18 protein-coding genes and 1 pseudogene are annotated in these 19936 nt (G+C 73.1%); 11 read left to right on the top strand and 8 right to left on the bottom strand.

All coding sequences use genetic code 11. From position 1 onward, the window contains the following. Window positions 1-216 precede the first annotated feature (216 nt). Window positions 217-1209, bottom strand: a pseudogene (locus ACWCQM_RS31610) (SGNH/GDSL hydrolase family protein); the annotation flags it as partial. 155 nt (window positions 1210-1364) lie between these two features. On the opposite strand from ACWCQM_RS31610, the gene ACWCQM_RS31615 reads away from it, so the two are divergent. Beyond that, a complete protein-coding gene (locus tag ACWCQM_RS31615) occupies window positions 1365-2768 on the top strand; it encodes a cystathionine beta-synthase (RefSeq protein WP_450918496.1) in 1404 nt (467 codons plus the stop codon). Window positions 2769-3080: 312 nt separating this feature from the next. Here ACWCQM_RS31615 and ACWCQM_RS31620 read toward each other — a convergent pair whose 3' ends face one another. Continuing rightward, window positions 3081-3500 (bottom strand): hypothetical protein, encoded by a 420-nt coding sequence (locus ACWCQM_RS31620; protein WP_450918497.1) that lies wholly within the window; start codon window positions 3498-3500, stop codon window positions 3081-3083. A 127-nt stretch (window positions 3501-3627) separates the two neighbouring features. On the opposite strand from ACWCQM_RS31620, the gene ACWCQM_RS31625 reads away from it, so the two are divergent. After that, window positions 3628-4431: a maleylpyruvate isomerase family mycothiol-dependent enzyme gene (locus tag ACWCQM_RS31625; protein ID WP_450918498.1), complete on the top strand. Its 804-nt coding sequence runs from the start codon at window positions 3628-3630 to the stop codon at window positions 4429-4431. Between the two features lie 48 nt (window positions 4432-4479). On the opposite strand, the gene ACWCQM_RS31630 is transcribed toward ACWCQM_RS31625, so the two are convergent. Then, window positions 4480-5061 (bottom strand): thioredoxin domain-containing protein, encoded by a 582-nt coding sequence (locus ACWCQM_RS31630; protein WP_450918499.1) that lies wholly within the window; start codon window positions 5059-5061, stop codon window positions 4480-4482. Window positions 5062-5237: 176 nt separating this feature from the next. On the opposite strand from ACWCQM_RS31630, the gene ACWCQM_RS31635 reads away from it, so the two are divergent. Both ACWCQM_RS31635 and ACWCQM_RS31640 read left to right on the top strand, forming a co-directional pair. Continuing rightward, window positions 5238-6086, top strand: coding sequence for a MurR/RpiR family transcriptional regulator (locus tag ACWCQM_RS31635; protein ID WP_450918500.1), 849 nt, complete (start codon window positions 5238-5240; stop codon window positions 6084-6086). Between the two features lie 196 nt (window positions 6087-6282). Next, complete coding sequence (locus ACWCQM_RS31640) at window positions 6283-6822, top strand: hypothetical protein (RefSeq protein ID WP_450918501.1); 540 nt, start codon at window positions 6283-6285, stop codon at window positions 6820-6822. A gap of 10 nt (window positions 6823-6832) precedes the next feature. On the opposite strand, the gene ACWCQM_RS31645 is transcribed toward ACWCQM_RS31640, so the two are convergent. The 5 genes from ACWCQM_RS31645 to ACWCQM_RS31665 form a co-directional block, all read right to left on the bottom strand. After that, complete coding sequence (locus ACWCQM_RS31645) at window positions 6833-7207, bottom strand: hypothetical protein (RefSeq protein ID WP_450918502.1); 375 nt, start codon at window positions 7205-7207, stop codon at window positions 6833-6835. A 59-nt stretch (window positions 7208-7266) separates the two neighbouring features. Beyond that, window positions 7267-7734 (bottom strand): roadblock/LC7 domain-containing protein, encoded by a 468-nt coding sequence (locus tag ACWCQM_RS31650; RefSeq protein WP_450918503.1) that lies wholly within the window; start codon window positions 7732-7734, stop codon window positions 7267-7269. Between the two features lie 38 nt (window positions 7735-7772). After that, window positions 7773-8573 carry a helix-turn-helix domain-containing protein gene (locus tag ACWCQM_RS31655; protein WP_450918504.1) on the bottom strand — a complete coding sequence of 267 codons (801 nt, stop codon included), beginning with the start codon at window positions 8571-8573 and terminating at the stop codon, window positions 7773-7775. After that, on the bottom strand, window positions 8570-8974 hold the full coding sequence (locus ACWCQM_RS31660) for a hypothetical protein (protein WP_450918505.1): 405 nt from the start codon (window positions 8972-8974) through the stop codon (window positions 8570-8572). Before ACWCQM_RS31660 ends, ACWCQM_RS31655 begins: the two co-directional genes overlap by 4 nt. 203 nt (window positions 8975-9177) lie before the next feature. Continuing rightward, entirely contained in the window at window positions 9178-10536 is a 1359-nt protein-coding gene (locus ACWCQM_RS31665; RefSeq protein ID WP_450918506.1) for an APC family permease, read from the bottom strand. Between the two features lie 127 nt (window positions 10537-10663). Here ACWCQM_RS31665 and hutU point away from each other — a divergent pair, with 127 nt between their 5' ends. From hutU to ACWCQM_RS31700, 7 genes are all read left to right on the top strand, one after another. Further along, window positions 10664-12328 (top strand): urocanate hydratase, encoded by a 1665-nt coding sequence (hutU, locus tag ACWCQM_RS31670; protein ID WP_450918507.1) that lies wholly within the window; start codon window positions 10664-10666, stop codon window positions 12326-12328. 17 nt (window positions 12329-12345) lie between these two features. Then, a complete protein-coding gene (locus ACWCQM_RS31675) occupies window positions 12346-13560 on the top strand; it encodes an allantoate amidohydrolase (protein WP_450918554.1) in 1215 nt (404 codons plus the stop codon). After that, complete coding sequence (locus tag ACWCQM_RS31680; RefSeq protein WP_450918508.1) at window positions 13551-14927, top strand: formimidoylglutamate deiminase; 1377 nt, start codon at window positions 13551-13553, stop codon at window positions 14925-14927. The genes ACWCQM_RS31675 and ACWCQM_RS31680 overlap by 10 nt, the downstream gene beginning before the upstream one ends. 215 nt (window positions 14928-15142) lie before the next feature. Then, window positions 15143-16327: an imidazolonepropionase gene (gene hutI, locus ACWCQM_RS31685; protein WP_450918509.1), complete on the top strand. Its 1185-nt coding sequence runs from the start codon at window positions 15143-15145 to the stop codon at window positions 16325-16327. A 127-nt stretch (window positions 16328-16454) separates the two neighbouring features. After that, window positions 16455-17552, top strand: coding sequence for a GNAT family N-acetyltransferase (locus ACWCQM_RS31690; protein ID WP_450918510.1), 1098 nt, complete (start codon window positions 16455-16457; stop codon window positions 17550-17552). An 88-nt stretch (window positions 17553-17640) separates the two neighbouring features. Continuing rightward, window positions 17641-18996 (top strand): glycosyltransferase family 2 protein, encoded by a 1356-nt coding sequence (locus tag ACWCQM_RS31695; RefSeq protein ID WP_450918555.1) that lies wholly within the window; start codon window positions 17641-17643, stop codon window positions 18994-18996. Between the two features lie 155 nt (window positions 18997-19151). Beyond that, window positions 19152-19907 (top strand): polysaccharide deacetylase family protein, encoded by a 756-nt coding sequence (locus ACWCQM_RS31700; RefSeq protein WP_450918511.1) that lies wholly within the window; start codon window positions 19152-19154, stop codon window positions 19905-19907. Window positions 19908-19936 lie beyond the last annotated feature (29 nt).

Consider the following 19936-nt stretch of genomic DNA (forward strand, 5'->3'; position numbering starts at 1 on the left):
GGGCGGTGCTCAGGCCCGGCGCCAGGTCGCTCCCGAGCCGCGGCCCGGCATCGGCCCGCCGTTCCTGCCCGGGCCCGTGCCCGGCTCCGTGCCGCGCTCCTCGACCGGACCCGCGCCCGTACCCGTACCCGCGCCCGTACCCGGCCCCGCGCCCGTACCCGGCCCCGCGCCCGTACCCGGCCCCGCGCCCGCCCCCGGCCCGGTGTTCGTATCCGCGCCCTTGTCCTTGTCCTTGTTCTCGTGCCGCACCGGCTCCGTGTGGGCCGGGAGGCGCCGGCGCCTGCGGTGCTTGAGCAGGGCCCAGGGTGCCCTGGCCCCCGTCACCTCGGTGCCCGCCTCGCGGGCGGCCCTGGACGCCGCCTTGGCCACCGGCAGCATGCCCTCGCGCCGCGAGCTGTCCAGATGGTCGGATTCCGGCCACAGCCCGAGTGCGGCGCAGAGCGTCGGCAGCATCGCCATCGAGGCGGTCGCGTACCCCTCGGCCGAGGGGTGGTAGTTGTCCGGTCCGAAGAGCTCGCGGGGATTGGCCTCGAACTCCGGGCCGAGCAGGTCTCCCAGCGAGACCGTCCGGCCGCCCTGCTCCACCGCGCCGATCGTCTGCGCCGCCGCCAGCTGGCGGCTCACCCGCCGGGCCAGCCAGCGCAACGGCTGGTAGACCGGCTCGATCGTGCCCAGGTCGGGGCAGGTCCCCACCACCACCTCCGCACCGGCCGTACGCAGCCGGCGCACGGCCGTGCTCAGACAGCGGACCGACTGCGTGGCGGGCATCCGGTGGGTCACGTCGTTGGCGCCGATCATGATCGCGCAGACGTCCGGCACCCCCGAGGGGTCGGCCAGCACCAGCGACACCTGGCGGTCCAGGTCGTCCGACCGGGCGCCCGGCAGTGCCACGTTCCGCAGGTCCACCGGCCGCTCGGCCACCGCCGCCAGCCCGGACGCCAGCAGGGCACCAGGGGTCTGGCCGGCCCTGCGCACTCCCTGGCCCGCCGCCGTCGAGTCGCCCAGCATCACGAACCGCAGCGGATCGGAGGGGCCGGCGAAGGCCACCCCGTAACGCCCGTCCGCGCTCGGCGGGACCGGTGCCTTTCCGCCGCCCACCTGCCGTTTCGCCAACTGCACCTCGGCCAGCACCAGGCCGACCGTCGCCGCCCCGACCAGTCCTACGCTGCCGCCCCCATATGCCGCACCCGCCGCGATCCGCCGTGCCACCCTCGCTCTCGACACAGTCCGGTCCACCTCCTCCGTGCCGTACAGCCGTACACAGCACTACCTGCCCCGCGGAGGGCGTAGCTCAATCGCTTCGCCCGATCTCGTGCCCGTACGCATACTCTTGGCGGACCATCTCGGAGATCCCGGAGTACACGGTGCAATTCCACGATTCGATGATCAGTCTGGTCGGCAACACCCCGCTGGTGAGGCTGCGCAATGTGTCGGCAGGCATTCAGGCGACGGTCCTGGCCAAGGTCGAGTACTTCAACCCCGGCGGGTCGGTGAAGGACCGCATCGCGCTGCGCATGATCGAGGCGGCCGAGCAGAGCGGCGAGCTGAAGCCCGGCGGCACGATCGTCGAGCCGACCAGTGGCAACACGGGAGTCGGCCTGGCCATCGTCGCCCAGCAGAAGGGCTACAAGTGCATCTTCGTCTGCCCGGACAAGGTGTCCACGGACAAGATCAACGTCCTGCGGGCGTACGGCGCCGAGGTCGTGGTCTGCCCGACGGCCGTCGACCCCGAGCACCCGGACTCCTACTACAACGTCTCCGACCGGCTGGTCCGTGAGACTCCGGGAGCCTGGAAGCCCGACCAGTACTCCAACCCGAACAACCCGCGCTCGCACTACGAGACCACCGGCCCGGAGCTCTGGGAGCAGACGGACGGGCGGATCACCCACTTCGTCGCGGGCGTCGGCACCGGCGGCACGATCACCGGCACGGGCCGCTATCTCAAGGAGATCAGCGAGAACCGGGTGCGGGTCGTCGGCGCGGACCCGGAGGGCTCCGTCTACTCCGGCGGTTCGGGACGCCCGTATCTCGTGGAGGGCGTCGGCGAGGACTTCTGGCCGAGCGCCTACGACCGCACGGTCACGGACGAGATCGTCGCGGTCTCCGACAAGGACTCCTTCCAGATGACCCGCCGTCTCGCCAAGGAGGAGGGGCTGCTCGTCGGCGGCTCCTGCGGCATGGCGGTCGTCGCGGCCCTGGAGGTCGCCAAGCGCCTGGGTCCCGAGGACGTGGTGGTCGTCCTGCTGCCGGACAGCGGGCGCGGTTACATGAGCAAGATCTTCAATGACGAATGGATGGCCGACTACGGCTTCCTGGAGGACACCGGTCCCTCGGCCAGGGTCGGCGCGGTGCTCGACTTCAAGGACGGCCCGCTTCCCTCGCTCGTCCACATGCACCCGGAGGAGACGGTCGGCGAGGCCATCGACGTGCTCCGGGAGTACGGCGTCTCCCAGATGCCGATCGTGAAGCCCGGCGCGGGTCACCCGGACGTGATGGCCGCCGAGGTCATCGGCTCCGTCGTGGAGCGCCAGCTCCTGGACGCGCTGTTCACCCAGCGGGCCACGCTCTCCGACCCGCTGGAGAAGCACATGTCGGCGCCGCTGCCGCAGGTCGGCTCCGGTGAGCCCGTCGAGGACCTGATGGCCGTGCTCAGTGGTGCGGACGGTGCCGATGCGGCGATCGTCCTCGTCGAGGGCAAGCCGACGGGTGTCGTGAGCAGGCAGGACCTGCTGGCCTTCCTCGCGAAGGGCTCCGCGCCCAAGCCGTAGCGGGCAGGTTTCCGGGGTTCGCGAAAACGGTACGAGCGCGACACGTACGCGCAGCACCGGCTTAACACGGCACCGGCAGAGTAATGGGTGTCGGCAGGGAGACCCGCCGACACCACGAACGGCGACACGGACTACGGAGCGGCTCCCGGACCTCCACCGTCGCCCGGACGCGACACCCGGCCCTGACCCGGGACCGCGTCCCTCGCGGGGACCGCCGTCGTCCCGCCCCCTGGGCAACCGGGGGTGCGGCGGTCCCCGCGATTATTCATGCCCGCATGCGCGCGGTCCCCGTGCTCGCGCCGCCGGGGATTCTCAGTCCTCCCAGTCGGACGGATACCGCTTCCTCGCCCGGGCCCAGGGCCACGAGCGGGCGGCGTGCACGGCGTTCACCCCGAAGATTCCCAGCCAGGCCACGACGAGCCCGTCGATCCCGGCGTTCGCGACGCCGATGGCGGACAGCGGGATCGCCAGCACCAACGACACGATCCCGAAGCCGTAGCGCTCCGCGAAGGCCCCGAACGGCCTCGTCGGCCGTGCGGCGCCCCGGGCGGCGGCCATCTGCTGCTCGGCGAGACCGCGTCGCATCCGCCGGTCGACCGTACCGTCGAGCCGCTGCTCGACCTTCTCCAGGAACGAGTCGATGAGCGCGGCCTCGTACTCGGGCCCCAGCTCGGCACGGGCCTGGAGGGTGGCGTCGAGCTCTCGCTTGAGCTCAGGGTCACGGGCTTCCATACGCAGTACGTTACGAAGCCGGGGCCCTCCGGTCAGTGGGGTTAGCCCCCCGGTTTGCGCGGTCCTTCGCGCAGGGCACCCCGTGCCCCCTCGGCGTAGCGTTGATGCCGGAGACGGGAGGCGTCCCATGGCCACCACGACGTCGTCCGCCCGCACCATCCCCCGTACGACGGGGGCGCGGGCCCGCAGGGTCAACGAGGCGGAACTGCGGGCGACCCTGTCCACCTTCCGCGAGCTCTCCGACGAGGACTGGCGGCGGCCCACGGTCTGCGAGGGCTGGACGGTCCGGGACATGCTCGCCCACACCGTCGGCCAGTTCGAGGAGCTGCCGCGTCCCTGGGTCGCCGTGCGCCGTGTCCGGCAGGCGGCGCGGACCCATCCAGGGCTCGGCAGGCTCGACGGGCACAACGAGGTCCAGATCGAGGACCGCAAGGCCGTCCCCGGGCCCGAACTGATCGGCGCCCTCGCGCACTTCGCGCCGCAGGGGCTCATCGCCCTGCGGCGCATGCCCGCCCCGGCCCGCCGCAAGGTCCGCCTCAGCCTGCTCTACCCGGAGGCGAGGGCACTGCCCGACGACTCGATGGACTACCTCGGCAACGTCCTGCTGGCCCGCGACACCTGGATGCACCGGGTGGACCTGGGGGACGCCACGGGCGCCGAACCGGTCCTCGACGGGCACGACCGGGAGATCGTGGACCAGGTGGTGCTGGACCTGGCCCTCTCGTGGACGGGGCCCTCGGCGGAACTCGACCTCCGTGGTCCGGCGGGCGGGCACTACCTTCTGGGCATCGGCGCCCCGGCCGCCACCCTCCGCGCCGACGCGGTCGACTTCGCCCGGCACCTGTCCGGCCGGCCGACGCGAGGGCGCCTGGAGCTGGAGGGGGACCCCGAGGCGGGGGCGGCGCTGCTGGCGGCCCGCGTCGTGTTCTGACGCGGTGCGCAGGCCCCGGGAGGCCCCGGCGCCGGAGGGGCCCCGGAGTCAGGGGGGAGAGACCTCGGCGAGGAACGCCTCGGGCGTGACGGCGTACCCAAGGCTGTTGATGACGGCGACCGGGGTGCTGTCGATCAGTACCGTCGGGGTGGACCGGACGCCGCTCGACGCGAACGCCGCCGACACCTGCGCCGCCCAGGGCAGATAGGTGCGCTCCATGACCTTCTGCCGGAAGGAATCGGAGTGCAGCGCCTCGACCTCACCGGCCAGCCGCAGCAGGTTGTCCCGGTCGGCGAAGGCGTCGACGTCCTCGCTGGGCTGATCGGCGTACAGGGCCCGCAGATAGTGCATGAACGGCTTCGGGCCCACGTCCGCCGCGGCTCCCAGCGCGGCCAGCGCCTCCAGGGACCCGCTGCCGCCCGCGTTGTCGTCGATGAACGTGCCGAAATGGTGGTCCACCGCGAAACGGCCCTCGTCGGCGGCCCGCTCCATCACGGCCCCGAGGTCCAGCTCCATGCGTTTGCAGTAGGGGCAGCGCAGATCGGCGTAGACACTCAGCACATGTGCGGCGTCGTCGTCCCCGTAGCGGACGACGACGCCGCCGGGCCCTCTCGTATTGGCTGGGATCATGCTCCAAGGGTCGGCAGGGGAGAGCCGTCCCGCAATGCGAGCCGCCGGACCGGCGGCCCGGCCGCGGCGGTGGACGTGCCTGGAACCGGTCTGTATATGGACATGCAGACTGCTTGCTGGCTGAATGGATTCCTCGGGTGCCGGACCGGCGCGGCGGAGTTTCTGGAGGGGACAGCATGAGCGGGAGCAGCCCGGCTGCGCGGTTGCAGCGGCTCTTCGAGGGGCAGCGGCTCACGCCCACCCAGCGGCGGATCGCGCACTCCATGGTGCGGCGGGCCGCGGACGCCCCGTTCCTCTCGAGTGTGGAGCTGGCCGAGCTGGCGGGGGTCAGCCAGCCGTCCGTCACCCGCTTCGCCGTGGCGCTCGGCTTCGACGGCTACCCGGCCCTGCGCAAGCACCTGAGGGAGGTCGCACCGGCCGGGGCGGAGGGCGGGACGGAGGCGGAGGAGTCGGTCAACGAGTACCAGCAGGCGGTGCGGGCCGAGATCGAGAATCTGCGGCAGCTGTCCGAGCTGCTCGCCGATCCCGCCCCGGTGGAGCGTGCGGGGAGGCTGCTCGCCGCGTCCAGGCCGCTGCTCGTGCTCGGTCTGAGGGCCGCGTCCTCGCAGGCCAGGGGGTTCGGCTACTTCGCCGCAAAGGTGCACCCCGATGTGCGGGTGCTCGACGAGGGCGGCAGCATGCTGTACGACCGGATCGACGCCGCCCGGAGCGCGGGCGCGAGCGTGCTGCTGTGCTTCGCGCTGCCGAGGCACCCGCGTGAGGCCGTGGACGCGCTGGCGTACGCGCGGGCGCAGGGGCTGACCGTCGTGACCGTGGCCGACTCCGCGTTCGCCCCGGTGGCCGCCCACAGCGATCTGCTGATCCCCGCCGCGGTGGGGACCGGGCTGGCCTTCGACACCGCGTGCGCGCCGATGCTGCTGGGGCGGGTGCTGCTGGAGGCCATGTGCGACGGGCTGCCCGACGCGCAGGCACGGCTGGAGGAGTTCGACGCGCGGGCCGCGGCGCGGGGGCTGTTCGTCGAGTAGCGGGGGCCGGGGTTCCGCCGGTTCTCGGAGGAGCGAGGGGGCGGCTTCCGCCGGTTCTCGGAGGAGCGAGGGCCTGCTTCCGCCGGTTCTCAGACGCCGCTCATCTGTGCCCGTTAATCTCCGCGCCCAGAAGGTGCACAGGGAGCTGCGGGAGAGGGGTACGGACGTGGGGCGCGGAGCGCAGTCGTTGGCGAGGGTGGCCGTGATCGTACGGGCCGGGGCCTCGCCGCTGTGGTGGCCGGGGCTGCTCGCGGCGGCCGTCGGGGCGTTCGTACCGGGAGTGACCGGGCGGCGGATCGGGCTGCTCGCCGGTGCCGCGCTGTTCCTGGTGGCCCTGGCCGTGGTGGCGTTCTCGCGTACGGGGAGATACGCGGAGCTCGCCAGGGGGGCCACCCGGGCGGGCCGGAGCGACTTCCTCCAGGACCGGGACGTGACCGTGCGGAACTGGCGGCGCCGGTACCGCTGGTGGCTCGCCGGGGCGTTCCTCGTGGCGGTGGCGAGCGCCGCCGTGCTGCCGGGGGCCGGCGGGCTTCTGCTGGCCGGTGCGGGCGCCGGGCTCTGGCTGAAGTCCGTACGGATCGGACAGCGGGAGAGGCGGGACGACGTCCTGTACTGGGTGCGGACCGACTGGGTGGAGCGCGGGCGGCCCGCGGGCAGCCGGGTGAAGGGCTACCGGACGACCGGGCCCATGGCGGGGGACGCCGCACCCGGAGGGGCGCGGCGTCGCCGCCCGTGAGACCGGCGGGTCAGACCTCCAGCTCGGCCTCGATCTTCTTCAGCTGGTGACGGGCCATCGCGAGGTTGGCCCTGACCTTGTCCAGGACGAGGTAGAGGAACAGGCCGTTGCTGCCGCGGGTCTTGAGGAGCCGGATGAGGTGGTACTGACCGCCGAGGGTGATCAGGACGTCCTCGATCTCGTCCTTGATGCCCAGGTGCTCCATGGTCCGGAGCTTTGCCCGGATGACGTCCGTGTTGCCGGCCGCCGCGACCTCCAGGTTGAACTCCTTGCCGCCGCCGAGGGTGCCCAGGGCCATGCCGCTCGTGTAGTCGACGAGAGCGACACCGAGGGTGCCCTCGATCGACGACATAGCTTCCTTCAGTGACGTTTCGGTGTTGGCCATAGTGCTCGTTTCCTTTCCCTGGCCGACCCGTTGGCCGGTCCGTTTATGACGTACGGGTGTCACGTGAGATCGGGTGCCGTGGTGCGGCGGGGCAGGCCCCCGGCCTGCTGGGCTCGCGGGGGAGGCGCCGGCCGGTCGGTGTGTTCCTGTGCGGCGTCGACCACTTCGCCGATGCGCGCGCCGGCCCTGCGGCCCTCCAGATGGAGGCGGCCGACGTTGATGCGGTCCTCGGCGAGCAGGGTCAGGACGGCGGAGGAGCCCGCGGCGTAGGTGGCGATGTAGCCGCTCTCGCCGCGGATCAGGAGTTCGCGGAAGCCGCCGCGTCCGGTGGCGTCGGTCATCCGGATCGAGACGCCGAGTGCGGCGGCCGTCAGGGCGGCGACGCCCTCGGCCTCTATGCCAGGGGTGTCCTGGGCGAGGATCAGGCCGTCGGTGCTGGCGGCCAGTGCACCGGTCAGGAGGGGCACGCGGGCGCGTAACCGCTGGAGCTCGTCGAGGACATCCTGCACTTCGGCCTCGGGCACCATCAGCTGTCTCCTCCCGGCACGCTGTCTGAGCGCGCGTATCACAGGGCCTCCAATGCGTCTCTGAGCCGGCGCAACAGGGCGACGTCGGGGTCGTTCGTGACCTCGGGCAGCGGGATGCGGCCGGGCTCCGATACGGACCCGGCCGTGACCGGGCGGACCGCTTCGACCAGTCCGGCGGCGGCGAGCCGGCGCAGATCGACGAGGATGTGGAAGGCCGAGCGGCCCAGTTCCGTGGCGATGTCCGTGGCCGTGCGCTCGCCGTCGACCAGGGCCAGGACGCGTCGCTGGCGCGGGGGTACGGGGGCGTCGACCGGGTGCGCGGTGGGGACGAGCGGCGCGGTGTCGGTGAGCGCGTCCGGCCAGATGCGGTCCAGGAGTTCGCGGCGCCGGAGCGTCTCGCGCTGCACGGCGTGCACGGGCACCGGGCGGACGGGGCCGATCCAGTGGGAGACCCCGTAGCGGAAGCGGGCCGGGGTGTTCGTGGGGGCCAGGGCGAAGAAGGCCGCGTCGTACAGCGCGCCCAGATGGCAGAGCTCCAGGGCGCCGCCGGGGACCCGGCCGCTGTCCACGAGATACCGGCCGACCCGCTGCCCGGCGCCCGCCTGGGCGACCGCGTCCCACCAGCCCTCGGAGCGCAGGGCCCCGCCGGTGGTGAGCAGCACGTCGATGCCGGGGGTGGCCGGGCTCTCGGCGTGGACGACCTGGCCGTCGGCGAGGTAGAGGGTGCCGCGGTCCCTCATCAGCGCGCCGGTCGCGCGCTCGGCCGCCAGCCGCTGGAGCATCGGGGACGGGGCGGCCCGTTCGGACAGGTCCGTTCCGGCGGTGCCCGTGGCTCTCATGCCAGGACCAGCCGCTCCGCTATCTCGCCGAGCCGTATGCGGGCGAGGGCCAGATTGCCCTCCGCGCGGTCCAGCCACAGGTGGAGGAAGACGCTGCTGTCGAAGGCGGTCTCCACGAAACGGAGGATGTGATAGCTGGGGGCGGTGGTGACGATGACGTCCTCGACGGCGGGGGCGGGCGGGCCGGACGCGCTCGCATGCCCCTCCGCCTGTGCGAAGACGGGCTGTTCGGCGGCCATCCTCGCCACCTCCGCGGTCTCGGCGGCCGTGGCCTCGTGGTCACCGTTGGGCGACTCACCGATGGTGCCGAGCGCGAGACCGCTGGTCCAGTCGACCACCGCGGCACCCCGGGCACCGGGCAGCCTCATGACGTCGATGAGGCACTCGTCGATTCCGGGCACCGCGGACTCCCCTCCCGACGTGGCGTACGGATGTAGTGGAGAGGCTACGCAACGTGTGCGGTCCTGGTGGGAGTTCTGGCATTTTCCATTGGTACATGCGATCGCCGGTGTAAAGGACGGCAGGTGAACGCGGTGCGGCCCGTCGGAATCCGTCCTACCGGCTGTCGCTCCTTCCCTGCGAGCGGGTTGTTCCGCGCCCGGTTTCAGGCCTTTCCGGCCTTCTCCCGGGCCGACATCACCGCCTTGTTGACCGCCCAGAGACCGATTCCGATCAGCAGGAGGATTCCGGCGCGGATGTAGACGTCCGCGGCCCGGTCGGCGAGCGGGCTCGCCAGGATCAGGGAGGTGACCGCCCCCAGCACGGGCAGGGCCGTCGGCGCACGGAAGTGGCGGTGCTCCACCCGGTCCTTGCGCAGCACGAGCACCGCGATGTTGACCACGGCGAAGACACAGAGGAGCAGGAAGGACGTGGTGTCGCCGAGGCCCTCGATCTCGCCGGTGGAGACCAGCCCGACGGCGAGCGCGGTCACGAAGACGATGCCCACCCAGGGGGTGCGGCGGCGGGCGAGGACGCGGCCCATCGTGGGAGGCAGGATGCGTTCGTTGGCCATGCCGTAGCAGAGGCGCGAGGCCATCATGATGTTGATCAGCGCGGAGTTGGTGACCGCGAACAGGGCGATCAGCGCGAAGAGCTTGGGCGGGAAGTCGATACCGCCCGCCTTCACCACTTCGAGCAGCGGCCCGCTGGACGTCTCCAGGGTGCGGTGGTCGACCAGCAGCGAGGAGACCAGGGCGACCAGGACGTAGATCGTGCCCGTCACCGCGACGCCGATGAAGATGGCGCGCGGGAAGGTCCTGGCCGGGTCGCGGGTCTCCTCGGCCATGTTCACCGAGTCCTCGAAGCCGACGAAGGCGAAGAAGCCGAGCGCCGTCGCGCCGAGGACGCCGGTGAGCAGTGCGTAGCCCGTGCCGCCCGTGTCCAGATCGGTGAGCCTGGACGGCTGGCCGTCGCCCGAGAGGACCGCGTACGCGCCGATCGTGAGGATCACCAGGAGGCCGCTGAGCTCGACGATCGTGAGGACGACGTTGGCCTTCACCGATTCGGAGACCCCGCGCAGGTTGAGCGCCGCGAGGGCGAGGACGAAGAGGATCGCGACGAATGTGGGCGGCACCGCGTCCGTGAACTCGCCCAGGTAGTCGCCGCTGAACGCGCGGGCCGCGGCGCTCGCGGACGACAGGCCCGAGCACATGACCATGAAGGCGACCACGAAGGTCAGGAACGGCACCTTGAACGCCTTCTGGGTGTAGAGCGCGGCGCCGGCGGCCCGGGGGTACTTGCCGACGAGCTCGACGTAGGAGGCCGCGGTCAGGAGCGCCACCACGAAGCCGATCAGGAAGGGCAGCCAGAGCGCCCCGCCGACCTTGCCCGCGACCTTTCCGGTCGTGGCGTAGATGCCGGTGCCGAGGATGTCCCCGATGACGAACAGGATGAGGAGCTTGGGGCCGATGACCCGCTTGAGCGCGGGCTCACCTGCCGGGGTCGTGGTCTCGGTCGACGGCACCGGTCCTCCTCGGGGGTGTGATGACAGGAGGCCTGCCCGGGGGAGGCGCGTGCCGCACCTGTTGACTAGAACTATTCAGGTAGACAGGATGTGAATGGAAGCGTCGCATTCGCGAGGAGGCATCCCCATGTCAGGACCCCGCCCCGTACGGGCACCGCGCGGTACGGAACTGAGCGCCCTGGGATGGCAGCAGGAAGCCGCCCTCCGCATGCTCCAGAACAACCTGGACCCCGAGGTCGCCGAGCACCCCGACAAGCTCGTCGTCTACGGCGGCACGGGCAAGGCGGCCCGGGACTGGCGGTCCTTCGACGCCATGGTCCGTACGCTGCGGACGCTGAAGCAGGACGAGACGATGCTCGTCCAGTCCGGGCGCCCCGTGGGTGTCATGCAGACCCACGAATGGGCACCGCGCGTCCTGATCGCCAACTCCAACCTGGTGGGCGACTGGGCCAACTGGGAGGAGTTCCGCCGTCTGGAGGCCCTCGGGCTCACCATGTACGGGCAGATGACCGCGGGCTCCTGGATCTACATCGGGACGCAGGGCATCCTCCAGGGGACGTACGAGACCTTCGCCGCCGTCGCGGCCAAGCGGTTCGGCGGGACGCTGGCCGGGACCATCACGCTGACGGCCGGACTCGGCGGCATGGGCGGCGCACAGCCGCTGGCCGTCACGATGAACGACGGCGTCGCGATCTGCGTCGACGTCGACCCGCGCGCCATCGAGCGCCGCATCGAGCACCGCTTCCTGGACGTACGGGCCGACTCCCTGGAGCACGCGCTCCAGCTGGCCGTCGAGGCCCGCGACGCGCGGCGCCCGCTCTCCATCGGGCTGCTCGGTAACGCGGCGGAGCTCCTGCCCCGGATGCTCGCCGAGGGCGCACCGGTGGACATCGTCACCGACCAGACCAGCGCGCACGACCCGCTCGCCTACCTGCCCGTCGGCGTCGACTTCGACGACATGGCGTCGTACGCAGCCGAGAAGCCCGCCGACTTCACCCGGCGCGCCCGGGAGTCGATGGCCGCACACGTCGAGGCGATGGTCGGCTTCATGGACGCGGGGGCCGAGGTCTTCGACTACGGCAACTCGATCCGGGGCGAGGCCCAGCTCGCCGGATACGCCCGGGCGTTCGACTTCCCGGGCTTCGTGCCCGCGTACATCCGGCCCCTCTTCTGCGAGGGCAAGGGGCCCTTCCGGTGGGCCGCGCTGTCGGGCGAGGCGTCGGACATCCACAAGACGGACAAGGCGCTGCTCGAACTCTTCCCGGAGAACGAGTCGCTGCACCGCTGGATCAGGATGGCCGGCGAGCGGGTCCACTTCCAGGGGCTTCCCGCCCGGATCTGCTGGCTCGGCCAGGGCGAACGCGACAAGGCGGGCGACATGTTCAACGACATGGTCGGCAACGGCACCCTCACCGCCCCGCTCGCGATCGGCCGCGACCACCTGGACTGCGGTTCGGTGGCCTCCCCCTACCGTGAGACGGAGGCCATGCTCGACGGCTCCGACGCGATCGCCGACTGGCCGCTCCTGAACGCCATGGTGAACGTCGCCTCGGGTGCCTCCTGGGTCTCCATCCACCACGGCGGCGGCGTCGGCATGGGCCGCTCCCTCCACGCGGGCCAGGTCTCGGTCGCCGACGGCACGGCGCTGGCCGGCGAGAAGATCCGCCGCGTCCTCACCAACGACCCCGCCATGGGCGTGATCCGGCACGTCGACGCGGGCTACGACACCGCGGAGTCGGTCGCGCGGGAGCGCGGTGTGCGCATCCCGATGCGGGAGGACGGCACCGCGTGAGCGACACCTTCCACGCCATGTGGCGCTCACTGCTGCCCATCGGCCGCAGCGACGCCTCCGGCGGCTACCGCCGCTACGCCTGGACCGGGGCGGACGCCGAGTGCCGTCTGTGGTTCCGGGCGCAGGCCGAGGCGCGCGGCCTGGTCACCGAGACCGACCGCAACGGCAACCAGTGGGCCTGGCTCGGCGACCCGCTCGCCGGGGACGCCGTGGTCACCGGCTCCCATCTCGACTCCGTGCCCGACGGCGGCGCCTTCGACGGGCCCCTCGGTGTGGTGTCCTCCTTCGCCGCCCTGGACGAACTCCGCCGCAGGAGAGCGGTGTTCACCAGGCCCTTCGCCATCACCAACTTCGGTGACGAGGAGGGCGCCCGCTTCGGGCTCGCCTGTGTCGGGTCCCGGCTCGCCGCCGGACAGCTGACCGCCGAGGACGCGCACCGGCTCCGCGACGGGGACGGTGTCTCGCTCCCGCAGGCCATGGAGGCGGCCGGCCACGACCCCGACGCCATCGGGCCCGACCCCGAACGCCTGGCCCGGATCGGCGCGTTCGTCGAGCTCCATGTGGAGCAGGGGCGCGCACTCGACCTGAGCGGGGACCCGGTGGGCGTCGCCTCGGCCATCTGGCCGCACGGCCGCTGGCGGTTCGACTTCCGGGGCGAGGCCAACCACGCGGGCACCACACGGCTCGCCGACCGGCGCGACCCGATGCTCACCTACGCCGAGACGGTGCTCGCCGCCCGGCGCGAGGCGGAGCTCGCCGGCGGCCTCGCGACCTTCGGCAAGATCGCGGTGGAGCCGAACGGCGTCAACGCGATCCCCTCCCTCGTGCGGGGCTGGCTCGACTCGCGCGCCGTCGACCAGGCCACCCTCGACGCCGTCGTCACCGGTGTCGAGCGGGCCGCGCGGGAGCACGCCGAGCGGGCCGGGATCGATCTCGCCGTCGTACGCGAGTCGTTCTCGCCCGTCGTGGAGTTCCAGCACGCGCTGCGGGACGAGATCCGCCGGCTGCTCGGGCTGCGCGGTCCGGACGACGCGGGGCGGACTGTGCCCGTGCTCGGCACGGGGGCCGGACACGACGCGGGTATTTTGTCCGCTTCCGTGCCGACCGCCATGCTGTTCGTACGGAACCCCACCGGGATCTCGCACTCACCCGCCGAGCACGCCTCGGAGGACGACTGCGTGGCCGGGGTGGAGGCACTCGCCGACGTACTGGAAGGTCTCGCGTGCAGCTGACAACGCAACCTACGGGCACACCGGTCACCGCGACGTACTGGATGTCCCACGCCTGGCTCGGCACCCATGTCGAACCGGGGGTCCTGCTGGACGTGGCCGGAGGGCGTATCGCCGGTGTCCGTACGGGCATCGACGCGCCGCCGCCCGGTGCCACCACACTGCGCGGCCTGACCGTCCCGGGGCTGGCCAACACCCACTCGCACGCCTTCCACCGGGCGCTGCGCTCCACCGTCCAGGTGGGCTCCGGCACCTTCTGGACCTGGCGCGAGACGATGTACCGCACGGCGGCCCGGCTCACCCCCGACACCTACTACGACCTGGCCCGTGCCACGTACGCCGAGATGGCGCTCGCGGGCATCACCGCCGTGGGCGAGTTCCACTACCTCCACCACGCGCCCGGCGGAACGCCCTACGACGATCCGAACGCCATGGGCGAGGCCCTGATCGCGGCCGCCGCCGAGGCGGGCATCCGCATCACCCTGCTCGACACCGCCTATCTCGCCGCCGGATTCGGCGCGAAGCCCGACCGGCACCAGCTCCGCTTCTCCGACACCACCGCCGACGCCTGGGCGGAGCGCGCCTCCCTCCTCAAGGGCGACGGCGACCAGGCACTGATCGGCGCCGCGATCCACTCCGTGCGCGCCGTCCCGGCCGGACAGCTCTCCACCGTCGCGGAGTGGGCACGGGAGCGGGCGGCCCCGCTCCACGTCCATCTCTCCGAGCAGACGGCGGAGAACGACGCCTGCCTCGCCGCCCACGGCCGCACCCCGGCCCGGCTCCTCGCCGACCATGGCGTCCTCGGGCCCGGCACCACCGGCATCCACAACACCCACCTCACCGCCGAAGACATCGAGCTGCTGGGCAGCTCCCGGACGGGCACCTGCATGTGCCCCACCACCGAACGCGACCTCGCGGACGGCATCGGCCCCGCCGCCGCGCTCCAGGGCGCGGGCTCCCCGCTCTCGCTGGGCAGCGACAGCCACGCCGTGATCGACCTCTTCGAGGAGGCCCGGGCGATGGAGCTCAACGAACGCCTGCGCAGCCATGTGCGCGGGCACTGGACCGCCGCCGCACTGCTGAGGGCCGCCTCCGCCGAGGGGCACGCCGCGCTCGGCCGCCCGGACGCGGGCGTGCTCGAACCGGGCGCGCCGGCCGATCTGACCACCGTCGCGCTGGACTCCGTCAGGACGGCGGGGCCGGTGCCGAGACTCGCCGCGGAAGCGGCCGTATTCGCAGCCTCCGCGGCGGATGTGCGGCACACCGTGGTGGCGGGACGGCACATCGTCCGGGACGGTCGGCACACCCGGATCGAGGACGTGCCGGGAGCGCTGGCCTCCGCCATCGCCGCCCTGCACGGGCACGGCTGAACACCCGCCCCGGGCCCCGGCCGGACGGCTGCCCGTACGGCTGCCTGGGGCCCCGCCCCGCCCCGGAACGGCCTCCCGGCCGGGGGCAAGTCCCTGGACCGCCCCCACACCGGCGGCCGGCCCCTGAACCCGCCTGGCAGTACGCCCCGAAGAACGCCCCCCGCCCGAGCCCCGGCAGCCAGCCGGGCGGCGAACCCGACGAAAGCCGAGCCCGGATGACGACGACCGCCCCGACGACCGCCCTCACCCGCATTGCGAACCTGGTCACCAACGACCCCTCCCTCGGTGACGGAACCCCCCTCGGACTGATCCGGGACGCGGCCGTCGTCATCGAGGGCGACCGCGTCGTCTGGACCGGTGAATCCAGCAAAGCACCCGCCACCGACAACGCCGTCGACGCGGGCGGCCGGGCCGTGATCCCCGGCTTCGTGGACTCCCACTCCCACCTCGTGTTCGCGGGGGACCGCACCGCCGAGTTCAACGCCCGCATGTCCGGACGCCCCTACTCCGCGGGCGGCATCCGCACGACCGTGTCCGCCACCCGCGCGGCATCCGACGAGGACCTGTCCGCCAACGTCGCGCGCTATCTCGCCGAGGCACTCCGGCAGGGCACCACCACCGCCGAGACCAAGTCCGGCTACGGACTCACCGTCGAGGACGAGGCGCGCTCCCTGCGGATCGCCGCCCGCCACACCGACGAAGTCACCTTCCTCGGCGCCCACATCGTGGCCCCCGACTACGCCGACGACCCCGCCGCCTACGTGGACCTGGTCACCGGGCCGATGCTGGACGCCTGTGCCCCGTACGCCCGCTGGATCGACGTCTTCTGCGAGCGGGGCGCCTTCGACGAGGACCAGGCGCGCACGGTCCTCACCGCGGGCCTGGCCAGGGGTCTGCACCCCCGCGTCCACGCCAACCAGCTCGGCCACGGTCCCGGTGTCCGGCTCGCCGTCGAGCTCGGCGCGGCCTCCGCCGACCACTGCACCCACCTCGACGACGCCGACCTCGACGCGCTCGGCCAGGGCAGCACGGTCGCCACCCTCCTCCCCGGCGCCGAGTTCTCCACCCGCGCCGCATGGCCGGACGCCCGCCGCATCCTCGGCGCGGGCGCGACCGTCGCCCTGTCGACGGACTGCAACCCCGGCTCCTCCTTCACCTCCTCCATGCCGTTCTGCATCGCCCTCGCGGTACGGGACATGGGCATGACTCCCGGCGAGGCGGTCTGGTCGGCCACCGCCGGAGGCGCCGCCGCGCTCCGGCGCACCGACATCGGCCGCATCGCCCCGGGAGCCCGCGCCGACCTCGTGCTCCTCGACGCCCCCAGCCATGTCCATCTCGCCTACCGGCCGGGAGTCCCGCTGGTCAGGGCCGTATGGCGGAGCGGGGAGCGGGTCGTGTGACGCACCGGAGGCGCCGGACCCGATTTTCACCGGTCGGTCACCAGATGTCGCGGCTGTCTACCGCGGAGTGACCGCGCCCGGTACCGTTCTGCACGGCGTGGCTCAGGGGGCAGGACCGGGGGGTCTTATGAGCGGTCGGCGCATACGTGTGGTCAGGCCCGGAGATCTGGGCGCGGGGGACATCGAGACCTGGCGGGAGCTGCGGGCGAAGTCCGGAGCACCGGCCCATCCGTTCATGGAACCGGAATTCACCCTCGCCGTCGGCCGTGTCCGGCCCCGCGCGAGGGTGGCCGTGATCGGTGACGGCGCCGGGGGGACGGGCGGCTTCCTCCCCTTCGAGCGGGGGCGGCTGGGGCACGGCCGGGCGATCGGCCTGGGCGTGTCCGACCTCCAGGGCGCGGTGCTGCGCCCCGGACTCCGGCTGGACACGAAGGAGCTGCTGCGGGCCTGCGGCCTCACCACATGGGAGTTCGACAACCTGGAGGAGGGGCAGGGCCTCTTCGAGCCGGACGCCGCCCGCTCGTACGCCTCGTACGTCATCGATGTCGGCGAGGGGTACGAGAGCTACGAGAAGGTGCTGCGCGCGCAGTCGCCGAAGTTCCTCAGGACCACCCTGGCCAAGGAGCGCAAGCTCGGCCGGGACGCGGGCGAGGTCCGGTTCGTCCTCGACGAGCGCGACCCGGCGGCGCTGCGGACGCTGATGGAGTGGAAGTCCGCGCAGTACCGCAGGACCGGCCGCCGCGACCGCTTCGCCAAGCAGTGGATCCGCGGCCTCGTGGAGTTCCTGTTCCACACCGGGGCGCCGGGCTGCTCGGGCCTGCTCTCGGTCCTGTACGCCGGTGACCGCCCCGTGGCGGCCCACTTCGGGCTCCGCTCGCGGACGGTGCTCTCGTGCTGGTTCCCGGCCTACGACCCGGGGTTCGCGAAGTACTCCCCGGGGCTGATCCTCCATCTGCGGATGGCCCGGGCGGCGGCGGACGACGGCATCGGGACGCTCGACATGGGGCGCGGGGCCGCCGAGTACAAGGACGCCCTGAAGACCGGTGAACTGACGGTGTACGAGGGCGCGTCGGTCAGGCCGGGCGCGGGTGCGGCGCTCCAGTGGCTGGGCCGCGAGCCGTCCCGGCGCGCCCACGGCTTCGTGACGAAACGGCCCCGGCTCGCGGGCCTGGCGCGGCGCGGCCTCGAACGGGCCGGCCGGCTGCGCGAACCGAAACGTCCATAGCGATCGCGACCGGGGGGACCGGATGCCGTACGGGAACGAACAGGCGGACAGCACAGCGCGGTTACCCGGCATCGGCCGGCTCGTGGGACTGGCCGTGGCCGAGCTGGAGCTCGACGCGCGGGACGGCTCGGGTGTGCGGATCGCCCCCGCACCCGGCGGCCCGCCCTTGGAGGACGCCCCGAGGGACGGCGACGACCTGCGGATCTTCGCCCTCGTGCGGCTGCGGGGGCGGCCGGTCGGCACGGTCGTCGGGCGGGTCCGCAGGGGCGAGGACGCGGCCTCCGTCCTGGCGAAGCAGGCCGCGGACGAGCTGGCGCTGCCCGGGGCGCCTGCCGGGGACGGGCCGACCGGGAGCGGGCCGACCGGGAGCGGGTCGACCGGGAACGGGCCTACCGGGGAAGCACGGGGCGGGGGCGCCGGACGGGGGGACATCCCCCGCGCCACGGTCGTCGTGGCGACCCGTGAGCGCCCCGGGCAGCTCGCCCGAGCCCTCGATTCGCTGCTCACGCAGGACCACCCGGACTTCGACGTCGTGGTCGTCGACAACGCCCCGGCCACCACCGCCACCCGCGATCTCGTCTCGTCGGTGTATGCCGGGCGGGGCGTGCGCTACGTGCGGGAGCCGGTGCCGGGGCTGGCCGCCGCGCACAACAGGGGGGGCGCCGTCGCCGAGGCCGGCGTCCTCGCCTTCACCGACGACGACGTCATCGCCGACCCGCACTGGCTCAGCGCCCTCACCCTGCCCTTCGGCGAGGACCCCCGGCTGGCCTGCGTCACGGGTCTGATCCTGCCCGCCAGGCTCAGCACCCCGGCGCAGATCCTGCTGGAGAGTCACGGCGGTTTCGCCAAGGGGTTCGCCGAGCGCCGCTACGACCCCGCGCACCCGCCCGCCGACGAGCCGCTCTTCCCCTTCACCGCCGGACGCTTCGGCTCCGGCGCCAACATGGCCTTCCGGGCGGGTCCGCTGAAGGCGGTCGGCGGCTTCGACCCGGCCACCGGCACCGGAACCCCCGCGAGGGGCGGCGACGACCTCTACGCCTTCGTACGGCTGCTCGCCGAGGGCCATCCGCTGCTCTACACCCCGGACGCGATCGTCTGGCACCACCACCGGGAGCGCTGGGGCGACCTGTGCGGGCAGGCCTACGGCTACGGCGCCGGGCTCACCGCCTGCCTCACCGCGCTCCTGGTCCGCAGGCCGGCGCTGCTGCCGCCCCTCCTGGCCCGGCTGCCGCGCGGCCTCGCCCATGCCCGGGCGATGACGGCGCCACGGGCCGACGGCGCGGCCGGGCGCGCGGGTGTTCCCGGTGCGCACGGTGCGTACACGTACCCGTGGCCCCGGCATCTGTCCCGGCTGGAGCGGCGCGGTCTGCTCTACGGCCCCCTCGGATACGTACGCGCGCGGCTGGCGCTCCGTGGCGCGGCACGACCCGGGGAGGGGCGATGAGCCCGCACGGACCGGACGCGTCCGGAAGGCCCAGCGGCCCCGGAAGGCCCATCGGACCCGGCAGGCCCATCGGCGCCGGAAGGCCGTTCGGGCCCGGCAGGCCCGAAGGCCCGGGGCCGGCATCCCGGATTCCGGTGCTGCTCTACCACGCCGTGATGGACGATCCGCCGGACTGGATCGCCGAGTTCACCGTCACGCCACGGTCGTTCGCCGCCCAGCTGGACGCGATCGCGGCGGGCGGCCGTACGCCCGTCCCGCTCAGCGCCCTCGTCGCCCATCTCGTGGGACGGGAGCCGCTGCCGGAGCGTCCCGTCGTCCTCACCTTCGACGACGGCTTCGCCGATCTGCCGGGTGCGACGGCCGAGGCACTGGCCGGGCGTTCGATGCCCGCCACCGCCTATCTGACCACCGGGGCGCTGACCCAGGCAGGCGGCAGCCTCCTGCCGCCCGCGCCGATGATGAGCCTCGGGCAGGCCCCGCTGCTGGAGCAGTACGGCATCGAGGTGGGCGCCCACACCGTCACCCACGCCCAGCTGGACACCCTGTCCGGCCCGGCGCTACGGGCCGAACTCGCCGACTCCAGGGCGGCGTTGGAGGACGTGCTGGGCCATGAGGTGACCCACCTCGCCTATCCGCACGGCTACAACAGCCCGCGCGTGCGCCGTGCCGCACGGGCCGCCGGTTACGAGAGCGCGGTGGCCGTCCGGCACGCGCTGAGCTCCGCCAGGGACGAGCCGTTCCGGATCGCACGGCTGATCCTGCGCCGGAGCCACACCGCCCGGGACGTCGAGCGCTGGATGGGCGGCCGGGGAGCGCGGGTGGCCCCGTTCCCCGACGCGCCGCCGACCGTGGGGTGGCGGTGGTACCGCAGGGCCCGGGCAGCCGTGCGGGGTCCGGAGTTCGCGGGCTGAGCCGGTGCGCCGCGGCAGCACGGAGAAAA

Source organism: Streptomyces sp. NPDC002125, assembly GCF_053593715.1.